This window comes from Streptomyces sp. NPDC020489 (genome assembly GCF_044386545.1).
Classification (GTDB): domain Bacteria; phylum Actinomycetota; class Actinomycetes; order Streptomycetales; family Streptomycetaceae; genus Streptomyces.
In genome coordinates, this window is the sequence record NZ_JBIRUZ010000001.1 from 235,995 (window position 1) to 254,468 (window position 18,474).

16 protein-coding genes are annotated in these 18,474 nt (G+C 72.7%); 9 read left to right on the plus strand and 7 right to left on the minus strand.

Annotated elements, in window-relative coordinates:
- Positions 1–73: 73 nt before the first annotated feature.
- From nirD to ACH41F_RS01015, 3 genes are read right to left on the minus strand one after another with little or no spacing between them, the layout of a single operon-like run.
- Positions 74–424: a nitrite reductase small subunit NirD gene (gene nirD / locus ACH41F_RS01005; RefSeq protein ID WP_391229219.1), complete on the minus strand. Its 351-nt coding sequence runs from the start codon at positions 422–424 to the stop codon at positions 74–76.
- The gene (gene nirB, locus ACH41F_RS01010) at positions 421–3,027 is read right to left on the minus strand and encodes a nitrite reductase large subunit NirB (protein ID WP_391229222.1); all 2,607 of its coding nucleotides are present in this window, start codon (positions 3,025–3,027) and stop codon (positions 421–423) included. Before nirB ends, nirD begins: the two co-directional genes overlap by 4 nt.
- A complete protein-coding gene (locus ACH41F_RS01015) occupies positions 3,027–4,238 on the minus strand; it encodes an NAD(P)/FAD-dependent oxidoreductase (protein WP_398831989.1) in 1,212 nt (403 codons plus the stop codon). The genes nirB and ACH41F_RS01015 overlap by 1 nt, the downstream gene beginning before the upstream one ends.
- A 280-nt stretch (positions 4,239–4,518) precedes the next feature.
- On the opposite strand from ACH41F_RS01015, the gene cpt reads away from it, so the two are divergent.
- Positions 4,519–5,055, plus strand: coding sequence for a chloramphenicol phosphotransferase CPT (gene cpt, locus ACH41F_RS01020; RefSeq protein ID WP_391229225.1), 537 nt, complete (start codon positions 4,519–4,521; stop codon positions 5,053–5,055).
- Here cpt and ACH41F_RS01025 read toward each other — a convergent pair.
- Entirely contained in the window at positions 5,039–5,674 is a 636-nt protein-coding gene (locus tag ACH41F_RS01025) for a class F sortase (protein ID WP_398831993.1), read from the minus strand. The genes cpt and ACH41F_RS01025 overlap by 17 nt on opposite strands.
- A gap of 115 nt (positions 5,675–5,789) precedes the next feature.
- Complete coding sequence (locus ACH41F_RS01030) at positions 5,790–6,308, minus strand: hypothetical protein (RefSeq protein WP_391229228.1); 519 nt, start codon at positions 6,306–6,308, stop codon at positions 5,790–5,792.
- A 276-nt stretch (positions 6,309–6,584) separates the two neighbouring features.
- Between ACH41F_RS01030 and ACH41F_RS01035 the strand changes: the two genes are divergently transcribed.
- Together ACH41F_RS01035 and ACH41F_RS01040 are read left to right on the plus strand one after the other, a co-directional pair.
- Positions 6,585–7,169 (plus strand): NAD(P)H-dependent oxidoreductase, encoded by a 585-nt coding sequence (locus ACH41F_RS01035; protein WP_391229230.1) that lies wholly within the window; start codon positions 6,585–6,587, stop codon positions 7,167–7,169.
- A 43-nt stretch (positions 7,170–7,212) separates the two neighbouring features.
- The gene (locus tag ACH41F_RS01040) at positions 7,213–7,623 is read left to right on the plus strand and encodes a gamma-glutamylcyclotransferase (protein ID WP_391229232.1); all 411 of its coding nucleotides are present in this window, start codon (positions 7,213–7,215) and stop codon (positions 7,621–7,623) included.
- Between the two features lie 355 nt (positions 7,624–7,978).
- Here ACH41F_RS01040 and ACH41F_RS01045 read toward each other — a convergent pair whose 3' ends face one another.
- On the minus strand, positions 7,979–10,057 hold the full coding sequence (locus tag ACH41F_RS01045; protein ID WP_398831996.1) for a molybdopterin oxidoreductase family protein: 2,079 nt from the start codon (positions 10,055–10,057) through the stop codon (positions 7,979–7,981).
- A 314-nt stretch (positions 10,058–10,371) separates the two neighbouring features.
- Here ACH41F_RS01045 and ACH41F_RS01050 point away from each other — a divergent pair, with 314 nt between their 5' ends.
- From ACH41F_RS01050 to ACH41F_RS01060, 3 genes are read left to right on the plus strand one after another with little or no spacing between them, the layout of a single operon-like run.
- Positions 10,372–11,919: an amino acid adenylation domain-containing protein gene (locus tag ACH41F_RS01050; protein ID WP_398831999.1), complete on the plus strand. Its 1,548-nt coding sequence runs from the start codon at positions 10,372–10,374 to the stop codon at positions 11,917–11,919.
- Positions 11,916–13,163, plus strand: coding sequence for a hypothetical protein (locus ACH41F_RS01055; protein ID WP_398832001.1), 1,248 nt, complete (start codon positions 11,916–11,918; stop codon positions 13,161–13,163). The genes ACH41F_RS01050 and ACH41F_RS01055 overlap by 4 nt, the downstream gene beginning before the upstream one ends.
- A 15-nt stretch (positions 13,164–13,178) precedes the next feature.
- Positions 13,179–13,946: an enoyl-CoA hydratase-related protein gene (locus ACH41F_RS01060; protein WP_398832004.1), complete on the plus strand. Its 768-nt coding sequence runs from the start codon at positions 13,179–13,181 to the stop codon at positions 13,944–13,946.
- On the opposite strand, the gene ACH41F_RS01065 is transcribed toward ACH41F_RS01060, so the two are convergent.
- On the minus strand, positions 13,933–14,544 hold the full coding sequence (locus tag ACH41F_RS01065; RefSeq protein WP_391230562.1) for an ElyC/SanA/YdcF family protein: 612 nt from the start codon (positions 14,542–14,544) through the stop codon (positions 13,933–13,935). The two genes, ACH41F_RS01060 and ACH41F_RS01065, sit on opposite strands and share 14 nt — an antisense overlap.
- A gap of 363 nt (positions 14,545–14,907) precedes the next feature.
- Here ACH41F_RS01065 and ACH41F_RS01070 point away from each other — a divergent pair, with 363 nt between their 5' ends.
- From ACH41F_RS01070 to ACH41F_RS01080, 3 genes are all read left to right on the plus strand, one after another.
- The gene (locus ACH41F_RS01070) at positions 14,908–15,714 is read left to right on the plus strand and encodes a CbiX/SirB N-terminal domain-containing protein (RefSeq protein ID WP_391230564.1); all 807 of its coding nucleotides are present in this window, start codon (positions 14,908–14,910) and stop codon (positions 15,712–15,714) included.
- 42 nt (positions 15,715–15,756) lie between these two features.
- Positions 15,757–17,037 carry a deoxyguanosinetriphosphate triphosphohydrolase gene (locus ACH41F_RS01075; protein WP_391229242.1) on the plus strand — a complete coding sequence of 427 codons (1,281 nt, stop codon included), beginning with the start codon at positions 15,757–15,759 and terminating at the stop codon, positions 17,035–17,037.
- A 135-nt stretch (positions 17,038–17,172) separates the two neighbouring features.
- Positions 17,173–18,438 carry an FAD-dependent oxidoreductase gene (locus ACH41F_RS01080; RefSeq protein ID WP_391229244.1) on the plus strand — a complete coding sequence of 422 codons (1,266 nt, stop codon included), beginning with the start codon at positions 17,173–17,175 and terminating at the stop codon, positions 18,436–18,438.
- The last annotated feature ends 36 nt before the right edge of the window (positions 18,439–18,474 follow it).

Sequence of the window (18,474 nt, forward strand, 5' to 3'; positions counted from 1 at the left end):
ACCGGCGCCGCGATCCGGGGCCGTGAACCGCGGCCGTGAACCGCGGCCGTGAACCGGTGTCGGAATCCGCGAGCTACGAAACCCGCACCTGATACGTAGGGATCCGCACCGTCTCGTCGTCCAGGCACTGTCCCGACAGCAGGTCGAAGCGCTGCTTGAGCAGGGGGGAGGCGACGAACGGGCGCCCCTGGTGGGTGCCGGTCAGGCCGCGGGAGAGGACCGCCGCGCCGCCGAACGGGTCGCGGTTGTCGATGGCGTACAGCTCGCCCGCGCGGTCACGGAACAGGGCCACCTGGCGGCCGTCCGGCAGCAGGGCCGCCACCCCGCGTCCCGGCAGCAGGACATCGAGGTCGCAGACGGTGAACCAGCTGTCGTCGAGGCGCAGTTGGATCTTGAGGGTGGTCGTCTCGGGGGCCAGGGTCATCGCTGGGCGCTTCCTTCCAGGACGTCTTCAGCGGGGCGCATGCCGATGGACAGCAGCGGCAGGTCGGGCTTGATCTGGTCGCGCTCGGGGACGAAGCCGACGACCGGGTCGGGGGTGTCCGGCGCGTTCACGAAGGACACGAACCGGGCCAGCTTCTCGGGGTCGTTGATGGTGTCGGACCACTCGTCGCGGTAGTGGGCGACGTGCGAGGTCATCAGCGACTCCAGCTCCTCGCAGATGCCGAGGGAGTCCTCCACCACCACGTCCCGGACGTGGTCCAGGCCGCCGGGGATCCGCTCCAGCCAGGTCGAGGTGCGCTCCAGGCGGTCGGCGGTGCGGATGTAGAACATCAGGAACCGGTCGATCAGACGGACCAGTTCGGCGTCCGAGAGGTCCTGCGCCAGGAGGTCCGCGTGGCGGGGCGTCGCGCCGCCGTTGCCGCCCACGTAGAGGTTCCAGCCGTTCGAGGTCGCAATGACGCCGAAGTCCTTCGACTGGGCCTCCGCGCACTCGCGGGCGCAGCCCGACACCGCCGATTTGAGCTTGTGCGGCGACCTCAGTCCCCGGTAGCGCAGCTCCAGGTCGATGGCCATGCGGACCGAGTCCTGGACGCCGTAGCGGCACCAGGTCTGGCCGACGCAGGACTTCACCGTGCGCAGGGACTTGCCGTAGGCGTGCCCGGACTCGAAGCCGGCGTCCACCAGGCGGGTCCAGATCAGCGGGAGCTGCTCGACGCGGGCGCCGAACATGTCGATCCGCTGACCGCCGGTGATCTTGGTGTAGAGGCCGAAGTCGCGGGCGATCTCGCCGATGACGATCAGGCCCTCCGGGGTGATCTCACCGCCGGGGATCCGGGGGACGACCGAGTACGAGCCGTTCTTCTGGAGGTTGGCCAGGAAGTGGTCGTTGGTGTCCTGGAGCGCGGCCTGCTCGCCGTCCAGGACGTAGACGTCGGCGCCGATGGTCGGGGCGAGGGAGGCGATGATGGAGCCGACGGCCGGCTTGCAGACCTCGCAGCCGTCGCCGCCCCGGGCGTCCTCGCGGCCGTAGCGGTCGAGCAGGTCCTGGTAGGTGTTGATGCGCAGGGCGAGGACGATCTCGTAGAGCTCCTCGCGGGTCTGCGAGAAGCAGCCGCACAGGCCCTTGTCGACCTCGACGCCGGACGCCTCCAGCTCCGCGGTGACCAGCTGGCCGAGGACCTTGACGCAACTGCCGCAGGTCGTACCGGCCTTGGTGCACTTCTTCACCTCGGGCACGGTCGTGCAGTTGTGCTCGGTGACCGCCCCGCGGATCGTGCCCTTGCGGACGTTGTTGCAGGAGCAGATGATCGCGTCGTCCGGCAGCGCGGTCGGGCCGAGCTGGACCGACTCGCCGGCGCCCGCGGGCAGTACCAGCGACTCGGGCGAGACCGGAGGTACCGAACCGGTGAACGCCTTCAGCGTGCCGTACGCCTCCGCGTCGCCGACCAGGATGCCGCCGAGCAGCGTGCCGTCGCGGCCGATGACCAGCTTCTTGTACAGGCCCGAGCGGGAGTCGGAGTAGACGACGTCCAGGCAGTCCTCGGTGGTGCCGTGCGCGTCGCCGAAGGAGGCGACGTCCACGCCGAGCAGCTTCAGCTTGGTCGACAGGTCGGCGCCCAGGAAGGCGGCCTCGTCGGTCGCGATGGTCGCCGCCGCGGTCTCCGCCTGCTCGTAACCCGGCGCCACCAGGCCGTACACCCGGCCGTCCGCGGCCAGCGCGCACTCGCCGATCGCGAAGACGTGCGGGTCGGCGACCGTGCGGCACTGCTCGTCGACGGTGATGCCGCCGCGCTCGCCGACCGTCAGACCGCAGTCGCGGGCGAGCTGGTCGCGGGGGCGGACACCGGCGGAGAACACCACCAGGTCGGTGGCGAGTTCGCTGCCGTCGGACAGCTTCATGCCGGTGACGGCACCGTCCTCGTCGACGACGATCTCCTGGGTGCCGACGCCCGTGTGGACGCTCAGGCCCATCTCCTCGATGGTGCGCAGCAGCGCCGCGCCACCGCCCTCGTCGACCTGCACCGGCATCAGCCGCGGCGCGAACTCCACGATGTGGGAGGTCAGTCCGAGGCCCTTCAGCGCACCGGCCGCCTCCAGTCCGAGCAGACCGCCGCCGACCACGGCACCGGTGGTGCGGGTCCTGGCGTACTCCTCGATGGCGAGGAGGTCGTCGATCGTGCGGTAGACGAAGCAGCCCTTGGCGTCCTTGTTCGGGACCGGCGGCACGAAGGGGTAGGAGCCGGTGGCGAGGACGAGGATGTCGTAGCCGAAGACCTGCCCGGACCGGGCGGTCACCGTGCGGGCCTCGCGGTCGACGCTCTCCGCGGGGTCGCCGACGTACAGCTCGATGCCCTCCTTCTCGATGAACGCCATGTCCGTCATCGACAGGTCCTCGGGCGTCTTGCCCGAGAAGTACGAGGTGAGCGCGACGCGGTCGTAGGCGGGGCGCGGCTCCTCACAGAGCACGACCACGCGGTGCGTGGCGGTCAGGCCGCGCTCGGCGAGCGCTTCGAGGAAGCGCTGGCCGACCATGCCGTGGCCGACGAGCACGATCGTGGGAGTGGTCGCCCTGTTGGCGGTCATCAGGAGCCTCCGTCGTTGGTGAGCAGGTGGAGCAGGGGACCGTTGTCGGGGAGCGGCTCTGCTCCCTCCCAGGCGCGCGCGAGCGCGCCGACGGTGCCGAGTTCGCCGACGAGGACCCCGCCGACCAGCCGGTCGTCGCGGACGACGACCTTGCGGTAGGTGCCCCGGGTGGCGTCGGTGAGCTGGACGACGTCGTCGCCGGGAAGTGCCTCCGTCTCGCCGAACGCGGCGAGGTCGAAGGCGGTCTGACCGGCCAGCGTGAGCCGGGTCAGCGAACGGGTGCCGGTGTAGCGGGCGTTCGCCCGGCCGGCCAGCGACTCCGCCAGGATCTCGGCCTGTTCGAGGGCCGGGGTGGCGAGCCCGTAGACGTTTCCGTCGTGCTGGGCGCAGTCGCCGATGGCGTGGATGTACGGGTCGGAGGTGCGCAGTTCGTCGTCGACGACGATGCCCTTGCGGACCTCCAGGCCCGCGTTCCAGGCGAGGCCCGCGCGGGGACGGACGCCGCAGGCCAGGACGACCAGATCGGCGTCGAGCGCGTAGCCGTCGGCCATCTCCACCGAGCGGACCGCGCCGCCGACACAGCGCACGTCACGGACCCGCAGGTCGGTGTGGACCTCGACGCCGAGGTCCTCGAGGTGCCGCTGCACCAGCTTCGAGGCGTTCGGGTCGAGCTGGCGCTCCATGAGCCGCTCGGACTGCTGGGCGAGGATCACCTGGGCGCCGCGCTGGGCGAGCGCCCGGGCGGCGGAGACCCCGAGGAGCCCGCCGCCGATGACGACCGCCTTCACTCCCGGCCGGACCGCCTTGGACAGGCCCAGGCAGTCGTCCATGGTGCGGAAGGCGTGGACGCCCTCCGGCAGGACGTGGTCGGGGGTGAACAGGCCGCGCAGCGGCGGCAGCACCGGGTTCGAGCCGGTGGCCAGGACCAACCGGTCGTACGGGATCGTGGAACCGTCCGCGCACTCCACGGTCCGCGCCCGGCGGTCGATGCCGGTGACCCGGGCGTGGGTGAGCCCCGCGGGCGCGGGCAGCGCGATCACGTCGGGGCTGTACCGCCCGGCCAGCACCTCGGCGAGCAGCACCCGGTTGTAGGGCCGGTGCTCCTCCTCGCCGATCAGCGTCACGGGCGTGCCGAGCTCGCCGAGCCGCCGGGCGAGACGGACGCCCGCGAGCCCGGCGCCGATCACCACCACACGCGTATTCGAGGTCATGTCCAGGAGCGTGCGTTGCCGGTGTTTCCCGACCGCATCACCTCTGTTTCCCGCGAGGAACGCTGCCCTCAGCGGGGGCGCGGAGCGAGTGTGAGGGTTCCCGGGGTACGCCGGGGACGGGCTGTGAGGTGGCCGGCGAGGCGCGATCCGTGCAGGTGGCATCGTCTACGAGGCGCGGAGCCGGTCCCGCGCGGTTCTCACAGCCTCACGATCGGCGGTGTGCGCGGCGGCGGTGAAAACGGCGTGGGAGCGGTGGGTGCCCCGGCGCTACGGTGACCGCATGACGCAGACCCAGGTGATCGTGCTCAACGGCGGCTCCAGCTCCGGCAAGTCCGGGATCGCGCGGTGTCTTCAGGCCGTGCTCCCCGAGCCCTGGCTGGCCTTCGGGGTCGACTCGCTGATCGAGGCGATGCCGGGCACGGGCGCGGGCATCTCGTTCGAGCCGGACGGCGCGGTGAGCGTCGGCCCGGAGTTCATGACCCTGGAGGCGGCCTGGGCGCGGGGGATCGCGGCCATGGTGCACGCGGGCGCCCGGGTGATCATCGACGACGTCTTCCTGGGCGGTGCCGCCACCCAGGACCGCTGGCGCACGGTCCTCGACGGCCTGGACGTGCTCTGGGTCGGCGTCCACTGCGAGGCCGCCGTCGCCGCCGGCCGCGAGATCGCCCGCGGCGACCGGGTGCGCGGCATGGCGGAGAAGCAGGCGGAGATCGTCCACCAGGGGGTGGCCTACGACGTGGAGGTGGACACGGCCGTGACGGAGTCGCTGGAGTGCGCGCGGATCATCGCCCGCACGGTGGTCAGCGGCTCGCGGTGAGATGGGCGAAGACGACCACGTTCCCCTGGTACCCGGTGGACCGTGAGTAGCCGCCCCCGCAGGTGATCACCCGTAGCTCGGGGCGTTTCGACGCGCCGTACACCTTCGCGTCGGGGAAGTCCTTCGCGTCGTACACCTCGACGGAGTCGATCGAGAAGACGGCCGTGCCGCCGTCGCGTCGGTCCACCTCGATGGTGCCGCCCTTCTTCAGGGCGCCCAGGCGGTAGAAGACGGCGGGCCCTTCGGCGTTGTCGACGTGGCCGGCGAGGATCGCGGTGCCCGTCTCGCCGGGTGTGGTGCCGGCCTCGTACCAGCCGGCGAGGTTCTCGCGTTCCGCGGGCGGTACGTCGAGGCTGCCGGTCGGGGTCAGGCCGAGGCCCGTCAGGGGCGCGTCCACCCCGATCGCGGGGATGCGGACGCGGTCGGGCGGGGAGGGCGGCAGCGGGGGCGCCGAGCGCGGGTCGGCGTGGCCGCCCCGGGCCTCCGCCGGGGCGGGCTGGGGCGGGGCGTGGGTCGCGGCACCACTGCGCAGCAGCCAGGCACCGCACGCCAGGGCGACGAGGGTGACGGCCGCTATGACGGTGTTGCCGACACTGCTGCATCTGCTGAGTCTGCGCACGCGAGCCTCCGGCCTGGGGAGCGGGTGGACCCGCCCCCCTCCGGGCCGCGAGGGGCGTCGGACCCGGAGGGGGAGGGACATGCGGTACCGGCGGACGGACAGCGGAGGGTGTCCGTCAGATCCCGTCGCCTCTCGCCCGGCGATGCAGGAGCCAGGTACCGCCCGCGGCGGCGACGGCGAGAGCCGCCACGCCGGCCGCGGTCTGCACGGGGTCGGGGCCCAGAGCGCCACCGACCCCCGTCTTCACACTGCCGCGGGGATACACCTGCCGGGCGGAGGTGAGCGTGACCACCAGGTCGCCGGTGACCCGCCGCCCGCCCTCCGCGCACGTCGCGACGATCTCGTACGTCCCCGGCTGGGCGCTCTCGGGCACCTTGAACTGCCCGATCACGTCCTGCTCGTGGGTGCTCGGCGCGAGCGTGAACGACCCGGCGCCCACCGCGCTCGCGTCACCCGCCGCCGTACCGCCGTCCCCGCACGCCGCCGTGTTCACCGTGACCTGCCCGCCCGGTACGACCGAGGACGGGTACACCTCCAGACGGCCCGCGTCGGCGCCGGCGGCGGGCGCGGCGGCCAGACCGGCGGCGGCCACGGCGAGCGCGGTGCCGGTCAGCATGCGGGCGATAGAACGCATCGGTGCTCCCTGGAGATCTTCGGTGTCCCTGCCCCTCCGAGGTAAGTGGCAGCGGGCCGAGCGCGCTTGCTGAGGGAGCGTCAGAATTGCGGTGAATGGGTGTCAGGTCGGTGCGGGGCGAGGCCTGCCCGCCGGTGTTTGGGCAGGTCACCGGGGTGGTCCGAGGGTGTCGCGGAAGAGAACCCGAAGGGCGCGCGGCGCGGGTGCGACCGGGTGACTCCTGCCCGACAAACTGGGCTTGACCTCAACCTTCCTTGAGGTATCACGCTGTTGCCCATGCAGATCACAGACGCTCCCCTGAAGGTCACCCTCGTCATCGGCAGCAACCGCCACGGCCGCTTCGGACCCGTCGTCGCCGACTGGCTCCTGGATCGCCTGCGCGCCCACGACGACCTGCTCCCCGAGGTCGTGGACGTCGCCGAGGCCGACCTGCCCATGTCCTTCGCCCGTACGACGGACACGACGACCGCCCTCGCGGACATCACCCCGCGACTGGCCGCCGCCGACGCCTTCGTCGTCCTCACCCCCGAGTACAACCACTCCTACCCGGCCGGCCTGAAGAACCTCATCGACTGGCACTACACCGAATGGCAGGCCAAACCCGTCGCGCTCGTGTCCTACGGCGGCATGTCCGGCGGCCTGCGCGCGGTGGAACACCTCCGCCAGGTCTTCGCGGAACTCCACGCGGTGACGGTGCGCGACACGGTCTCCTTCCACAACGCGGGCGGCTCCTTCGACGACGAGGGACGCCTGAAGGACCGGGCGGGCCCGGACGCGGCGGCGAAGGCGATGCTGGACCAGCTCGTGTGGTGGGCGAGGGGACTGAGGGAGGCGAGGCGCCTGCACCCCTACGGGACGTGACCCGGCTGCCGGGGCGACCGGGGCCGGGCCGAGAATCGTCTCCGTGAGACTCCCGTTCTTCGTCTACGGCACCCTTCGCCCCGCAGAGGTCAACCACGACGCCTTCCTGCGCGGCCGCACGGCGTCGGAGGAACCGGCGCGACTCGACGGCGCGGCCCTGTACGACGGACCCGGCTACCCCTACGCCGTCGAGGAGCCCGGCACGGTCCACGGCGACCTGATCACCGCCCGCCCCGACGCGTACGCCGAACTCCTCGTCGCCCTGGACCGGTTGGAGGAGTTCGTACCCGGCGACCCGCGCAACCTGTACGAGCGGGTCGCGCGCGACGTCGTACGCACCGCCGACGAGCGCACCGTCCAGGCCTGGGTGTACGTCGCCGCCCCCGCCACGGCGACCCGGCTACGAACCCGCGGCACACGCATCACCGGCGGCGACTGGACAGCACGCGCCTAAGCGGCCAGGGGCGCGGGGAACTGCGCGCCCAGCCACGACGCCGCGCCCGGTCGACGCCCCGACGAGGCACACGTCCCGCCCCGGCACTCCCGGCGGAGCGCTTCGCGCTACTTCAGGCACGGCGCGCCCCTGAAGGGGCGCGGGGAACTGCGCGCCCAGCCACGACGGCGCCGCAGCCGACCGACGCCCCGCCGAGGCACACGTCCCGCCCCGGCACCCCCCGCGGAGCGCTTCGCTTCAGGCGCGCCCCTGAAGGGGCGCGGGGAACTGCGCGCCCAGCCACAACGGCGCTGCAGCCGACCGACGACCCGCCAGGACACGGACCCCCGTCCCGGCACCCCCCGCGGAGCGCCCCCTACTTCACCGTCTCCAACCGCACCGCGCACACCTTGAACTCCGGCATTCGCGAGGTCGGGTCGAGGGCCGGGTTGGTGAGGGTGTTCGCGCGGCCCTCGCCCGGCCAGTGGAAGGGCATGAAGACGGTGTCGGGGCGGATGCCGGTGGTGATCCGGGCCGGTGCCACCGCCCGGCCGCGCCGGGAGACGACCGCCACGGGGTCGCCCTCGGCCGCGCCCAGCCGGGCCGCGAGCCGGGGGTGCAGTTCGACGAACGGGCCGGGCGCGGCGGCGTTCAGTTCCTCCACGCGGCGGGTCTGGGCGCCGGACTGGTACTGGGCGACGACCCGGCCGGTGGTCAGCAGCACCGGGTACTCGTCGTCCGGCTCCTCGGCGGCGGCCCGGTGCGAGACCGGGACGAACCGGGCCCGGCCGTCGGGGGTGGCGAACCGGTCGAGGAACAGGCGCGGGGTGCCGGGGTGCACGTCCTCCTCGGGTGTCGGGCACGGCCAGAACACCCCGTTCTCCTCGGCCAGCCGCCGGTAGGTGATCCCGGAGTAGTCCGCCGGACCGCCCGCGCTGGCCCGCCGCAGCTCCTCGAAGACCTCCTCGGGATCGGTCGGGAAGCCCTTCTCCACACCGAGCCGGTCGGCCAGTTCGTGCAGGACCTCCAGGTCGCTGCGGACGCCGTCGGGCGGGGTGATCGCCTGGCGGCGCAGCAGCACCCGGCCCTCCAGGTTGGTCGTCGTGCCCGTCTCCTCCGCCCACTGCGTGACCGGCAGGACCACGTCCGCCAGCTCCGCCGTCTCGGAGAGGACGACATCGCAGACGGCCAGGAAATCGAGGGACGTGATGCGCTCCTCGATGTGCGCGGCACGCGGCGCCGACACCACCGGGTTGGAACCCATCAGCAGCAGCGACTTGATGTCCGAGCCCAGGGCGTCCAGCAACTCGTAGGCGCTGCGCCCCGGTCCGGGCAGGGAGTCGGGGTCCACGCCCCACACCTCGGCGACGTGCCGGCGCGCCGCCGGGTCGTCCAGCTTGCGGTAGCCGGGCAACTGGTCGGCCTTCTGGCCGTGTTCGCGCCCGCCCTGCCCGTTGCCCTGCCCGGTCAGACAGCCGTACCCGGAGAACGGCCTGCCCGCCCGGCCCGTCGCCAGGCACAGGTTGATCCACGCGCCCACGGTGTCGGTGCCCTTGGACTGCTGCTCGGGCCCGCGCGCGGTCAGCACCATCGCGGCCTCGGGCTCGCAGAACATCCTTACGGTCTCGCGGAGTTGGGGAACCGGAACGCCGGTGATCCGCTCCACGTACTCCGGCCAGTGGGCCATCGCCGCGGCGCGGGCCCCCTCCCAGCCGGCCGTGCGCTCGGCGACGTACTCCTCGTCGACCCGCCCCTCGGCGACGACCAGGTGCAGCAGACCGAGGGCCAGGGCGAGGTCCGTGCCCGGGCGGGGCATCAGGTGCAGGTCGGCCTGCTCGGCGGTCTTGGTCCGGCGCGGGTCGACGACGATCAACGTGCCGCCGTTCTCCTTCAGTTCGCTGAAGAACCGCAGCGACGGCGGCATGGTCTCGGCGAGGTTGGAGCCGACGAGGATCACGCACCCCGTCCTCGGGATGTCCTCCAGCGGGAAGGGCAGCCCCCGGTCGAGACCGAACGCCTTGATGCCGCCCGCCGCCGCCGAGGACATGCAGAAGCGGCCGTTGTAGTCGATCTGCGAGGTGCCGAGGACGACCCGGGCGAACTTGCCCAGCGTGTACGCCTTCTCGTTCGTCAGGCCGCCCCCGCCGAACACCCCGCACGCGTCCGGGCCATGCTCCGTCCGCGTACGCCGCAGTCCCTCGGCGATCCGGTCCAGTGCCTCCTCCCAGGTGGCGGGCGTGAGCTTGCCCTCGGAGCGCACCAACGGGGAGGTCAGGCGCACCCGGGAGGAGAGCACCTGGGGCGCGGTCCGGCCCTTGCCGCACAGCGCCCCCCGGTTCACCGGGAAATCCGCGCGCTCGGATACCTCCACGCCCCCGTCCGGGACGGGCGTGAGATTCATCCCGCACTGCAGGGCGCAGTAGGGGCAGTGGGTGGGCGTCGCGGAGTTCTGCATGCTCCTCAGCGTGCTTCCGCCTTGTTACGTGCGGCACGGCGCCCTGTTACGCGAGCGGCACGGCGACCTCCCCGCCGGACGCCGGGCGCGGTGAGGCCGCCCGGCCGGGCGCACAGGTGCCCACCACAAGTCGCCGCCGACGGTGACGAACGTTGCCTGTGCTGTGCAAGACGTCACATGTGGCTCGTTACGTCTCGTCCTTGGCCGACGACGCATTGTTGAGCGTTGAAAAACCGGAGCTACAGTCGAGCGCGGATCCAGCTTGGCGCCAGGCAATCTCTCACGCGAAAAGCCAGCCAGGAGGTTTCCCCAGCATGCCCCTGCGCCATTTGACCCCCCGCGACCAGCACCTCTTCCACCGGTACGGCTTCGGCCCGGCCGTCCCCGTCCCGGATCCGCTGATCCACCACGCCGTCGAGCGGCAGGCGGCCGCCGCCCCGCACGCCGTCGCCGCCGAACACCTCGGTGCCCGGATCACCTACGGCGAGCTCGACCGCTGCGCCGACGCCCTCGCCGCCCGCCTGATCCGCCAGGGTGTGCGCCCCGGCGACCACGTCGGCCTCTTCGTCCGCCGCTCCGTGCCGATGCTCGTCGGCCTCCTCGGCATCCTGAAGGCGGGCGCCGCCTACGTCCCCCAGGACGTCGGCCTCGCCCCCGCCGCCCAGCTCGCCCACGTGATCCGCGCCGCCCGCACCCGCGTCGTGATCACCGTCGCCGAGCACGCCCACCGCGTCCCGCTGCCGCCGGGCCACCATCTGATCGCCCTCGACGAGCCGCTGCCGTACGTCCCGGGCCCCCGCACCGCCGCCCCCGGACCGCGCCCGGACGTCCGGGTGCGCCCCGACGACGGCTGCTACGTCCTGTTCACCTCCGGCACCACCGGCCGCCCCAACGGGGTGAAGGTCACCCACCGCAACGTCGCCAACATCCTCCTCACCGCCCCCGGCGACCTCGGCATCCGCCCCGGCGACCGGGTGGCCCAGCTCCTCAACATCGCCTTCGACATGGCCGCCTGGGAGATCCTCGGCTGCCTCGCCCACGGCGCCACCCTCGTCATCCGCGGCACGGACATCGCGGCGGCGGCCCGCGGCGCGGACGTCGTCATCGCCACCCCGACGGTCCTGTCCGGCGTCGACCCGGCGACCTGCCCGCGCGTGCGCACGGTCGCGGTGGCGGGGGAGCCGTGCCCGCGCCCGCTGGCCGACCGCTGGGCCCGCCAGGCGGTGTTCTACAACTGCTGCGGTCCGACGGAGACGACCATCGTCAACACGATGCGCCGCCACGAGGTGTCCTCCCGGACCCTCACCATCGGCCGCCCCACCCCCAACAACACGGTCTACGTCCTCGACCCGGACCTGCGCCCGCTCCCCATCGGCGAGGTCGGCGAGATGTGGGCGGGCGGCGCCTGCGTCTCGGCGGGCTACCTGGACAACGACCGGCTCAACGCCGAGCGCTACGCCTCCGACCCCTTCCTGGGCGCCGGCCACCGCATGTTCCGCACCCGGGACCTCGGCCGCTGGACGCCCGACGGGGAACTGGAGCACCTCGGTCGCACCGACGACCAGGTCAAGGTGCGCGGCTTCCGCGTCGAGCTCGACTCCGTCTCCTCGGTGCTGGAGTCGGTCGAGGGCTGCCGGCGTGCGGTGACCCTGAAGCGGGACGCCCGCACCCTGGTCTCCTTCGTCACCCCGGCCGACGTCGACCCCGACGCGGCCCGGCGCGCGGTGGCAAACGCGCTGCCGTACTACTGCGTGCCCGATAGTGTCATGCCCCTGACACATCTGCCGGAGACGGACCGCGGCAAGATCGACAAGGCGGCGCTGCTGCGGCTGGCCGAGGAGCGCACGGCGGTGTCCCGATGACGACCTCGCTCGAGCGCCAGTCGGTGGACCTGCCCCCGCGGACCCCGGCCCCGCGCCGACTGCTGAAGCACCCGCGGCTGATGCACTACAACCGCCTGGCGGCCCTGGTGCTGACAGTCAACCTGGTCTTCCTGTACGTGAGTTGGGTCCCGTCGGCCCGCACCATGGGCCACGCGGCCCTCGCCGACCTGGCCCTCGCGATCCTCGTGCGCCAGCAGTACGTCATCAACCTCCTGTTCAAGCTGGCCACGCGGGCGCCGACCAGCTGGCCGCTGAAGGTCCGCTGGACGCTGGGGAAGGTGTACCACTTCGGCGGACTGCACGTGGGCGGGGCGCTGGCGGGGGCGAGCTGGTTCCTGGCGCTCACGATCACCACGACCGACGCCCCGCTCAGGGCGGTGGGCTGGACCCTGACGGCTCTGCTCGCCCTGATCATCGCCACGGCCCTGCCGCCCTTCCGCTCCCGCCACCACGACCACTTCGAGAAGATCCACCGCTTCGGCGGCTGGACGGCCCTCGCCCTGTTCTGGACCCACACGCTCCTGGCGGCCCCGGGCCCCGTGGAGGTGGCGGTCCTGTCGGTCGTCACCTTCAGCGTCGCCCTGCCGTGGCTGCGCCTGCGCAAGGTCGACGTACGCCTCGAACGCCCCTCCCCGCACGTGGTGCTGGCCCGCTTCGACCACGGCGAGACCCCCTTCGCGGGATCCTCCACGGCCATCAGCCGCAGCCCGCTGAGGGAATGGCACTCCTTCGCCAACGTCCCGGCCCCCGGCGAGCCCGGCTTCCGGCTCACGATCTCCCGGGCCGGTGACTGGACGGGCGCCTTCATCGACGACCTGCCGGACCGGGTCTGGGTCAAGGGCATCACCACGGCCGGCGTCGCCAACATCGAGACCCTCTTCACGAAGGTCGTCTACGTGGCGACCGGCAGCGGCATCGGCCCCTGCCTCCCGCACCTCCTGGCCGCCGAGGTCCCCTCCCGCCTGGTCTGGGCGACCCGCGACCCCCGCACCACCTACGGCGACGCCCTCGTCGACGAGATCCTCGCCGTCCAGCCCCACGCCCTGATCTGGGACACCTCCCGCGACGGCAAACCCGACATGGTGCGCCTCGCGTACGCCGCCTACCGCGACTTCGGCGCCGAGGCGGTGATCTGCATCAGCAACAAGAAGCTGACCTGGCAGGTGGTCCACGGCCTGGAACAGCGGGGGATCCCGGCCTACGGCGCGATCTGGGACTCGTGATTCCACGGAGGAAAAATGCACACGCTCAAGATCGAGCGCCACGGCCGAGTCGTGGCCGTACGCCTGCACCGCCCCCACGTCCGCAACGCGCTGAGCGGCGAGCTGCTGACCGAACTCCTCGACGCCCTGCGCCCGTTGGACGCGGACCCGGAGGCCGGCTGCTTCGTCGTCACCGGCTCGGAGCAGGTCTTCGCGGCGGGCGCCGACATCAAGGAGATGGCCACGAGGACGGCCGTGGACATGGCCGCGGAGGACTACTTCCACGGGTGGGAGGAGTTCGCGGACCTCCGCACCCCGAAGATCGCCGCCGTCAACGGCCATGCCCTGGGCGGCGGTTGCGAACTGGCGATGATGTGCGACCTCGTGATCGCGGGGGAGTCGGCGGTGTTCGGCCAGCCCGAGATCAAGCTCGGCGTCATCCCCGGCATCGGCGGCACCCAGCGCCTGACCCGCCTCGTCGGCCGGGCCAAGGCCATGGACCTGGTCCTCACCGGCCGCCCCATGGACGCCAGGGAGGCGGAGAGCGCCGGCCTGGTCTCCCGGGTCGTCCCCGACGAACGGGTCCTCACCGAGGCCCTGGAGGCCGCGGAGACGATCGCCTCGTACGGCCGTACGGCGGTCAGAGCCGCCCGCGACTGCGTCGACCGTGCCCTGGAGACGGGCCTGCGCGACGGCATCCGCTACGAACGCCGCGTCTTCCACGCCCTGTTCGCGACCCACGACCAGAAGGAGGGCATGACCGCCTTCCTGGAGAAACGCGCCCCGCGCTTCACCGGCCGCTAGCGAGCGCCTGCCGGACCCCCGGTTCCTCCGGCCCGAGGAACCGGGGGTCCGGCTCGAAGACCGCGTCGAGCGCCGCCTTGCCCGCCGCGAGGACCTCCCGGGCGCCGCCGTAGTACCAGGTGGCGTCGTGCTTGGCCTCGACCCCGACACCGTAGGAGGTGACGCCCGCCGCCTGGCACAGCGCGACCGCCCGCCGGATGTGGAAGCCCTGGCTGATCAGCACCGCCTCGTCGACACCGAAGATCTTCTTGGCGCGGACACAGGAGTCCCAGGTGTCGAACCCGGCGTAGTCGCTGACGATGCGCCCGTCGGGCACCCCGTGCCGGGTCAGATAGGCGCGCATCGCGTCCGGCTCGTCGTAGTCCTCGCGGCTGTTGTCGCCGGTGACCAGGACGACCTCGATCCGGCCCTCGCGGTACAGCTTCGCCGCCGCGTCCAGCCGGTGGGCGAGGTACGGGGACGGCTCGTCGTTCCACAGCCCCGCGCCGAAGACGACGGCGACCTCGGTGTGCGGCACGTCGGCGCTCGTGCGCAGCCGGTCGCCCGTCACCACGTACATCCACGTCGCCGGCAGGAGGGCGAGGACACACCCGAGCATCACGGCCTGCACGAGCCGCCGCTGCCCGGTACGGGTGCGCGGCAGACGGGGTCTGCGCGGTCTCACGAGGGGTCCCTCCCTGGTAGGCCTTCGACAGTCAGGGACGACGAACGGGGGCCCACGGTTCACGCCGGGCCACGTGACCAGCCTCACCCGGCCGATGAAAACGCAGGTCAGGGATGCTCACAGCGCCCTACCACCGCACCGTGAACCGATGGAAAATCCCCGTTATCCTCGCGCAACGGGGCGGCAACCTCCCGCCGTCACCATCGGTCCATGACGGCGACGAGTAACGCGACGGACAGCTCGACGACTCCTCGCGACGAGTCCAGGACGCTCCACCTCGACAGTACGGCGCACCTCATGAACCGGATCACCAGCCAGCTCGCCGGCCGGCTCGGCCTCGTGTCGCTCGACGGCCGGCGGCGCCCCGAACCGCCCGCCCTCGTCGTCGTCGCCCACGGCAGCCGCGACCCGCGCGCCCTGAGCACCGTGAGCGCCCTCCTCGACACGGTCCGCGCCCTGCGCCCCGGCCTGCCCGTCCACCTCGGGCACATCGAACTGAACGAGCCCCTGCTCACCGACACGCTCACCGCCCTCGGCGACCGCGCGGCGATCCTCGTCCCGCTCCTGCTCAGCCGCGGCTACCACGTCAAGCGCGACATCCCCGAGATGGCCGCCGAGACCCGGGTACGCGCACGCGTGGCCGCGCCGCTCGGCCCGCACCCCCTCCTGGTGGAGGCCCTGCACGCCCGTCTGGTCGAGGCCGGCTGGCGCGCCCCCGCGGACGAGGAGGCCCGCGCCCGCAGCGCCGTGGTGCTGGCCGCGGCGGGCTCCAGGGACCCCGAGTCCAAGGTCGACACCGGCCGTACCGCCCAGCTGCTGTCCGCCCGCCTCGGCGTGCCGGTCGTCCCCGCCTACGCCACCACGGCCGCCCCGAGGGTCCCGGACGCCATCGCGGCCCTCGTCGCGAGCGGCCGCACCCAGGTCGCCGTCGCCTCCTGCTTCACGGCCCCCGGGCGCTTCGCCACCGAGTGCGCCGAGGCGGCCCCGTCGATCGCGTCGGCCCCGCTCGGCACCCACCCGGCGATGGCGCGGCTGCTCCTGCACCGCTACGACCAGGCCATGGCGACCCCGCTCGCGACGGAACGGGCACTGGCCTCGGCGTGAAGGCGCCCCCCGATTGTCAGTACCTGCCCGTACTGTCGAGACATGGAAGGCGAGAACCACATCCCACCCGCGGGCTATGACCCGGCGTCAGTCGAACGATGGGCGACCGAACACGACAAACGTCCGGGCCGCACCGCCTTCCAACGCGACCGCGCCCGCATCCTGCACTCGGCCGCCCTCAGAAGGCTCGCCGGCAAGACCCAGGTCGTCACGCCCGGCACCCGCAGCCAGGCCTGGGACGCCAGCCCCCGCACCCGCCTCACGCACTCCCTGGAGTGCGCCCAGGTCGGCCGGGAACTGGGCGCCGCCCTCGGCTGCGACCCCGACCTCGTGGAGGCGGCCTGTCTCTCCCACGACCTCGGCCACCCCCCGTTCGGCCACAACGGCGAACAGGCGCTCAACGAGTTCGCGGAGGACTGCGGCGGCTTCGAGGGCAACGCCCAGTCCCTGAGGCTCCTCACCCGCATCGAGCCCAAGCGGTTCACCCCCGAGGGTTCCGTCGGCCTCAACCTCACCCGGGCCACCCTGGACGCCGCCACCAAGTACCCGTGGCCGCGGGGCGGCCACCCCACGGACCCCGCCTCCCCGAAGTTCGGCGTCTACGAGGACGACCGCCCCGTCTTCGACTGGGTCCGCAAGGAGGCCCCCGGCACCCGCACCACCTTCGAGGCCCAGGTCATGGACTGGGCCGACGACGTGGCGTACTCGGTCCACGACGTCGAGGACGGCCTGCACGCCGGCCACATCGACCCCAACTGCCTGCACGCGGAACCCGAACGCCAGGAGGTCTTCGCCGTAGCCCGCGGCCGGTACGTACCCGAGGACACCGACCCGGCGGAACTCGCGGCGGCCCTCGACCGACTCCAGGACCAGCCCTGGTGGCCGCACGGCTACGACGGCTCGGCGGTCGCCCAGGCCCGCCTGAAGGACGCCACCAGCCAGCTCATCGGCCGCTTCTGCCTCGCCGCCGAGTCCGCCACCCGCGCGCGGTACGGCCTCGGGCGCCTGAGCCGCTACACCGCCGAACTCGTCGTACCGCGCGAGGCGCGGCTGGAGTGCGCCGTCCTCAAGGCCGTCGCCGACCGGTACGTCATGCAGCGCGCCGAACAGGAGCGGCTGCGCGCGGACCAGCGGATCGTGGTCGCCGAACTCGCCGAGGCGCTCACCGCCCGCGCCCCGGACGGCCTGGAGCCCCAGTTCCGCGCGGTCTTCGACCAGGCCCCCGACGACCGCGCCCGCAAGCGGGTGATCGTCGACCAGATCGCCTCCCTCACCGACGCCTCCGCCCGCTCGCTTCACGCACGGCTGACGGGGCACTTGTGAGACATATGTGCCACGGGTGACGTGAAACGCGCCCGAATGTGACCCTCCGTGGCCTGATCGGGCCACTCCCTCTTCCCCCATCACACTCCGTGCGGGACGCTCCCCTGTGGCGGCACCCTTACGAGGAGGCATCAAGTGGTCGACGCGGATCAGACATTCGTCATCGTCGGAGGCGGTCTCGCCGGCGCCAAGGCGGCCGAGACGCTCCGCACGGAGGGCTTCACCGGCCGCGTGATACTGATCTGCGACGAACGCGATCACCCCTACGAGCGCCCCCCGCTTTCCAAGGGCTACCTGCTCGGCAAGGAGGAACGCGACAGCGTCTTCGTGCACGAACCGGCCTGGTACGCGCGCAACGACATCGAACTGCACCTCGGCCAGACCGTCGACCACGTCGACCGCGCGGCCAGGACCGTCCGCTTCGGTGACGACGGCACGCTCGTGCACTACGACAAGCTCCTCATCGCCACCGGCGCCGAACCCCGCCGCCTCGACATCCCCGGCACCGACCTCGCCGGCGTCCACCACCTGCGCCGCCTCGCCCACGCCGAGCGGCTCAAGGGCGTCCTCGCCGCGCTCGGCCGGGACAACGGCCACCTCGTGATCGCCGGCGCCGGCTGGATCGGCCTGGAGGTCGCCGCGGCGGCCCGGGAGTACGGCGCCGAGGTCACCGTCGTCGAACCCGAGCCGACCCCGCTGCACTCGGTGCTCGGCCCCGAGCTCGGCGCGCTCTTCGCCGACCTGCACCGCGAGCACGGCGTCCGCTTCCACTTCGGCGCCCGGCTCACCGAGATCGTCGGCCAGGACGGCATGGTGCTGGCCGCCCGCACCGACGACGGCGAGGAGCACCCGGCCCACGACGTCCTCGCCGCGATCGGCGCCGCCCCCCGCACCGCCCTCGCGGAAGCGGCGGGACTGGACATCGCCGAGCGCGCGCACGGCGGCGGGATCGTCGTCGACCAGCAGCTACGCACCTCCGACCCGGACGTCTACGCCGCCGGTGACGTGGCCTCCTTCCACCACGCCCTCTTCGACACCCGGCTGCGCGTCGAGCACTGGGCCAACGCCCTCAACGGCGGCCCCGCGGCGGCCCGCGCGATGCTCGGCCGCGACCTCGCCTACGACCGCGTGCCCTATTTCTTCTCCGACCAGTACGACCTGGGCATGGAGTACAGCGGGTGGGCGCCCCCGGGGTCCTACGACGAAGTGGTGATCCGCGGGGACGCCGGAAAGCGTGAGTTCATCGCGTTCTGGGTGAAGGAGGGCCGGGTGCTCGCCGGGATGAACGTGAACGTGTGGGACGTCACAGAGCCCGTCCAGCAGCTGATTCGCTCCAAGACCCAGGTGGACACGGACGCGCTGGCGAACCCGCACGTTCCGCTGGCGAGCCTCGTCTCCTAGCGCCGCGCCGTCCGGGGGAGCGTGAAGCGTCCTCCG

Coding starts and splice junctions, on each gene's coding strand:
- nirB (WP_391229222.1), bottom strand. CDS start 3,027: ATGACCGCCAACAGGGCGACCACTCCCACGATCGTGCTCGTCGGCCAC.
- ACH41F_RS01075 (WP_391229242.1), top strand. CDS start 15,757: ATGGAAGGCGAGAACCACATCCCACCCGCGGGCTATGACCCGGCGTCA.
- ACH41F_RS01065 (WP_391230562.1), bottom strand. CDS start 14,544: ATGCTCGGGTGTGTCCTCGCCCTCCTGCCGGCGACGTGGATGTACGTG.
- ACH41F_RS01070 (WP_391230564.1), top strand. CDS start 14,908: ATGAACCGGATCACCAGCCAGCTCGCCGGCCGGCTCGGCCTCGTGTCG.
- nirD (WP_391229219.1), bottom strand. CDS start 424: ATGACCCTGGCCCCCGAGACGACCACCCTCAAGATCCAACTGCGCCTC.
- ACH41F_RS01045 (WP_398831996.1), bottom strand. CDS start 10,057: ATGCAGAACTCCGCGACGCCCACCCACTGCCCCTACTGCGCCCTGCAG.
- ACH41F_RS01050 (WP_398831999.1), top strand. CDS start 10,372: ATGCCCCTGCGCCATTTGACCCCCCGCGACCAGCACCTCTTCCACCGG.
- cpt (WP_391229225.1), top strand. CDS start 4,519: ATGACGCAGACCCAGGTGATCGTGCTCAACGGCGGCTCCAGCTCCGGC.
- ACH41F_RS01060 (WP_398832004.1), top strand. CDS start 13,179: ATGCACACGCTCAAGATCGAGCGCCACGGCCGAGTCGTGGCCGTACGC.
- ACH41F_RS01055 (WP_398832001.1), top strand. CDS start 11,916: ATGACGACCTCGCTCGAGCGCCAGTCGGTGGACCTGCCCCCGCGGACC.
- ACH41F_RS01035 (WP_391229230.1), top strand. CDS start 6,585: ATGCAGATCACAGACGCTCCCCTGAAGGTCACCCTCGTCATCGGCAGC.
- ACH41F_RS01030 (WP_391229228.1), bottom strand. CDS start 6,308: ATGCGTTCTATCGCCCGCATGCTGACCGGCACCGCGCTCGCCGTGGCC.
- ACH41F_RS01015 (WP_398831989.1), bottom strand. CDS start 4,238: ATGACCTCGAATACGCGTGTGGTGGTGATCGGCGCCGGGCTCGCGGGC.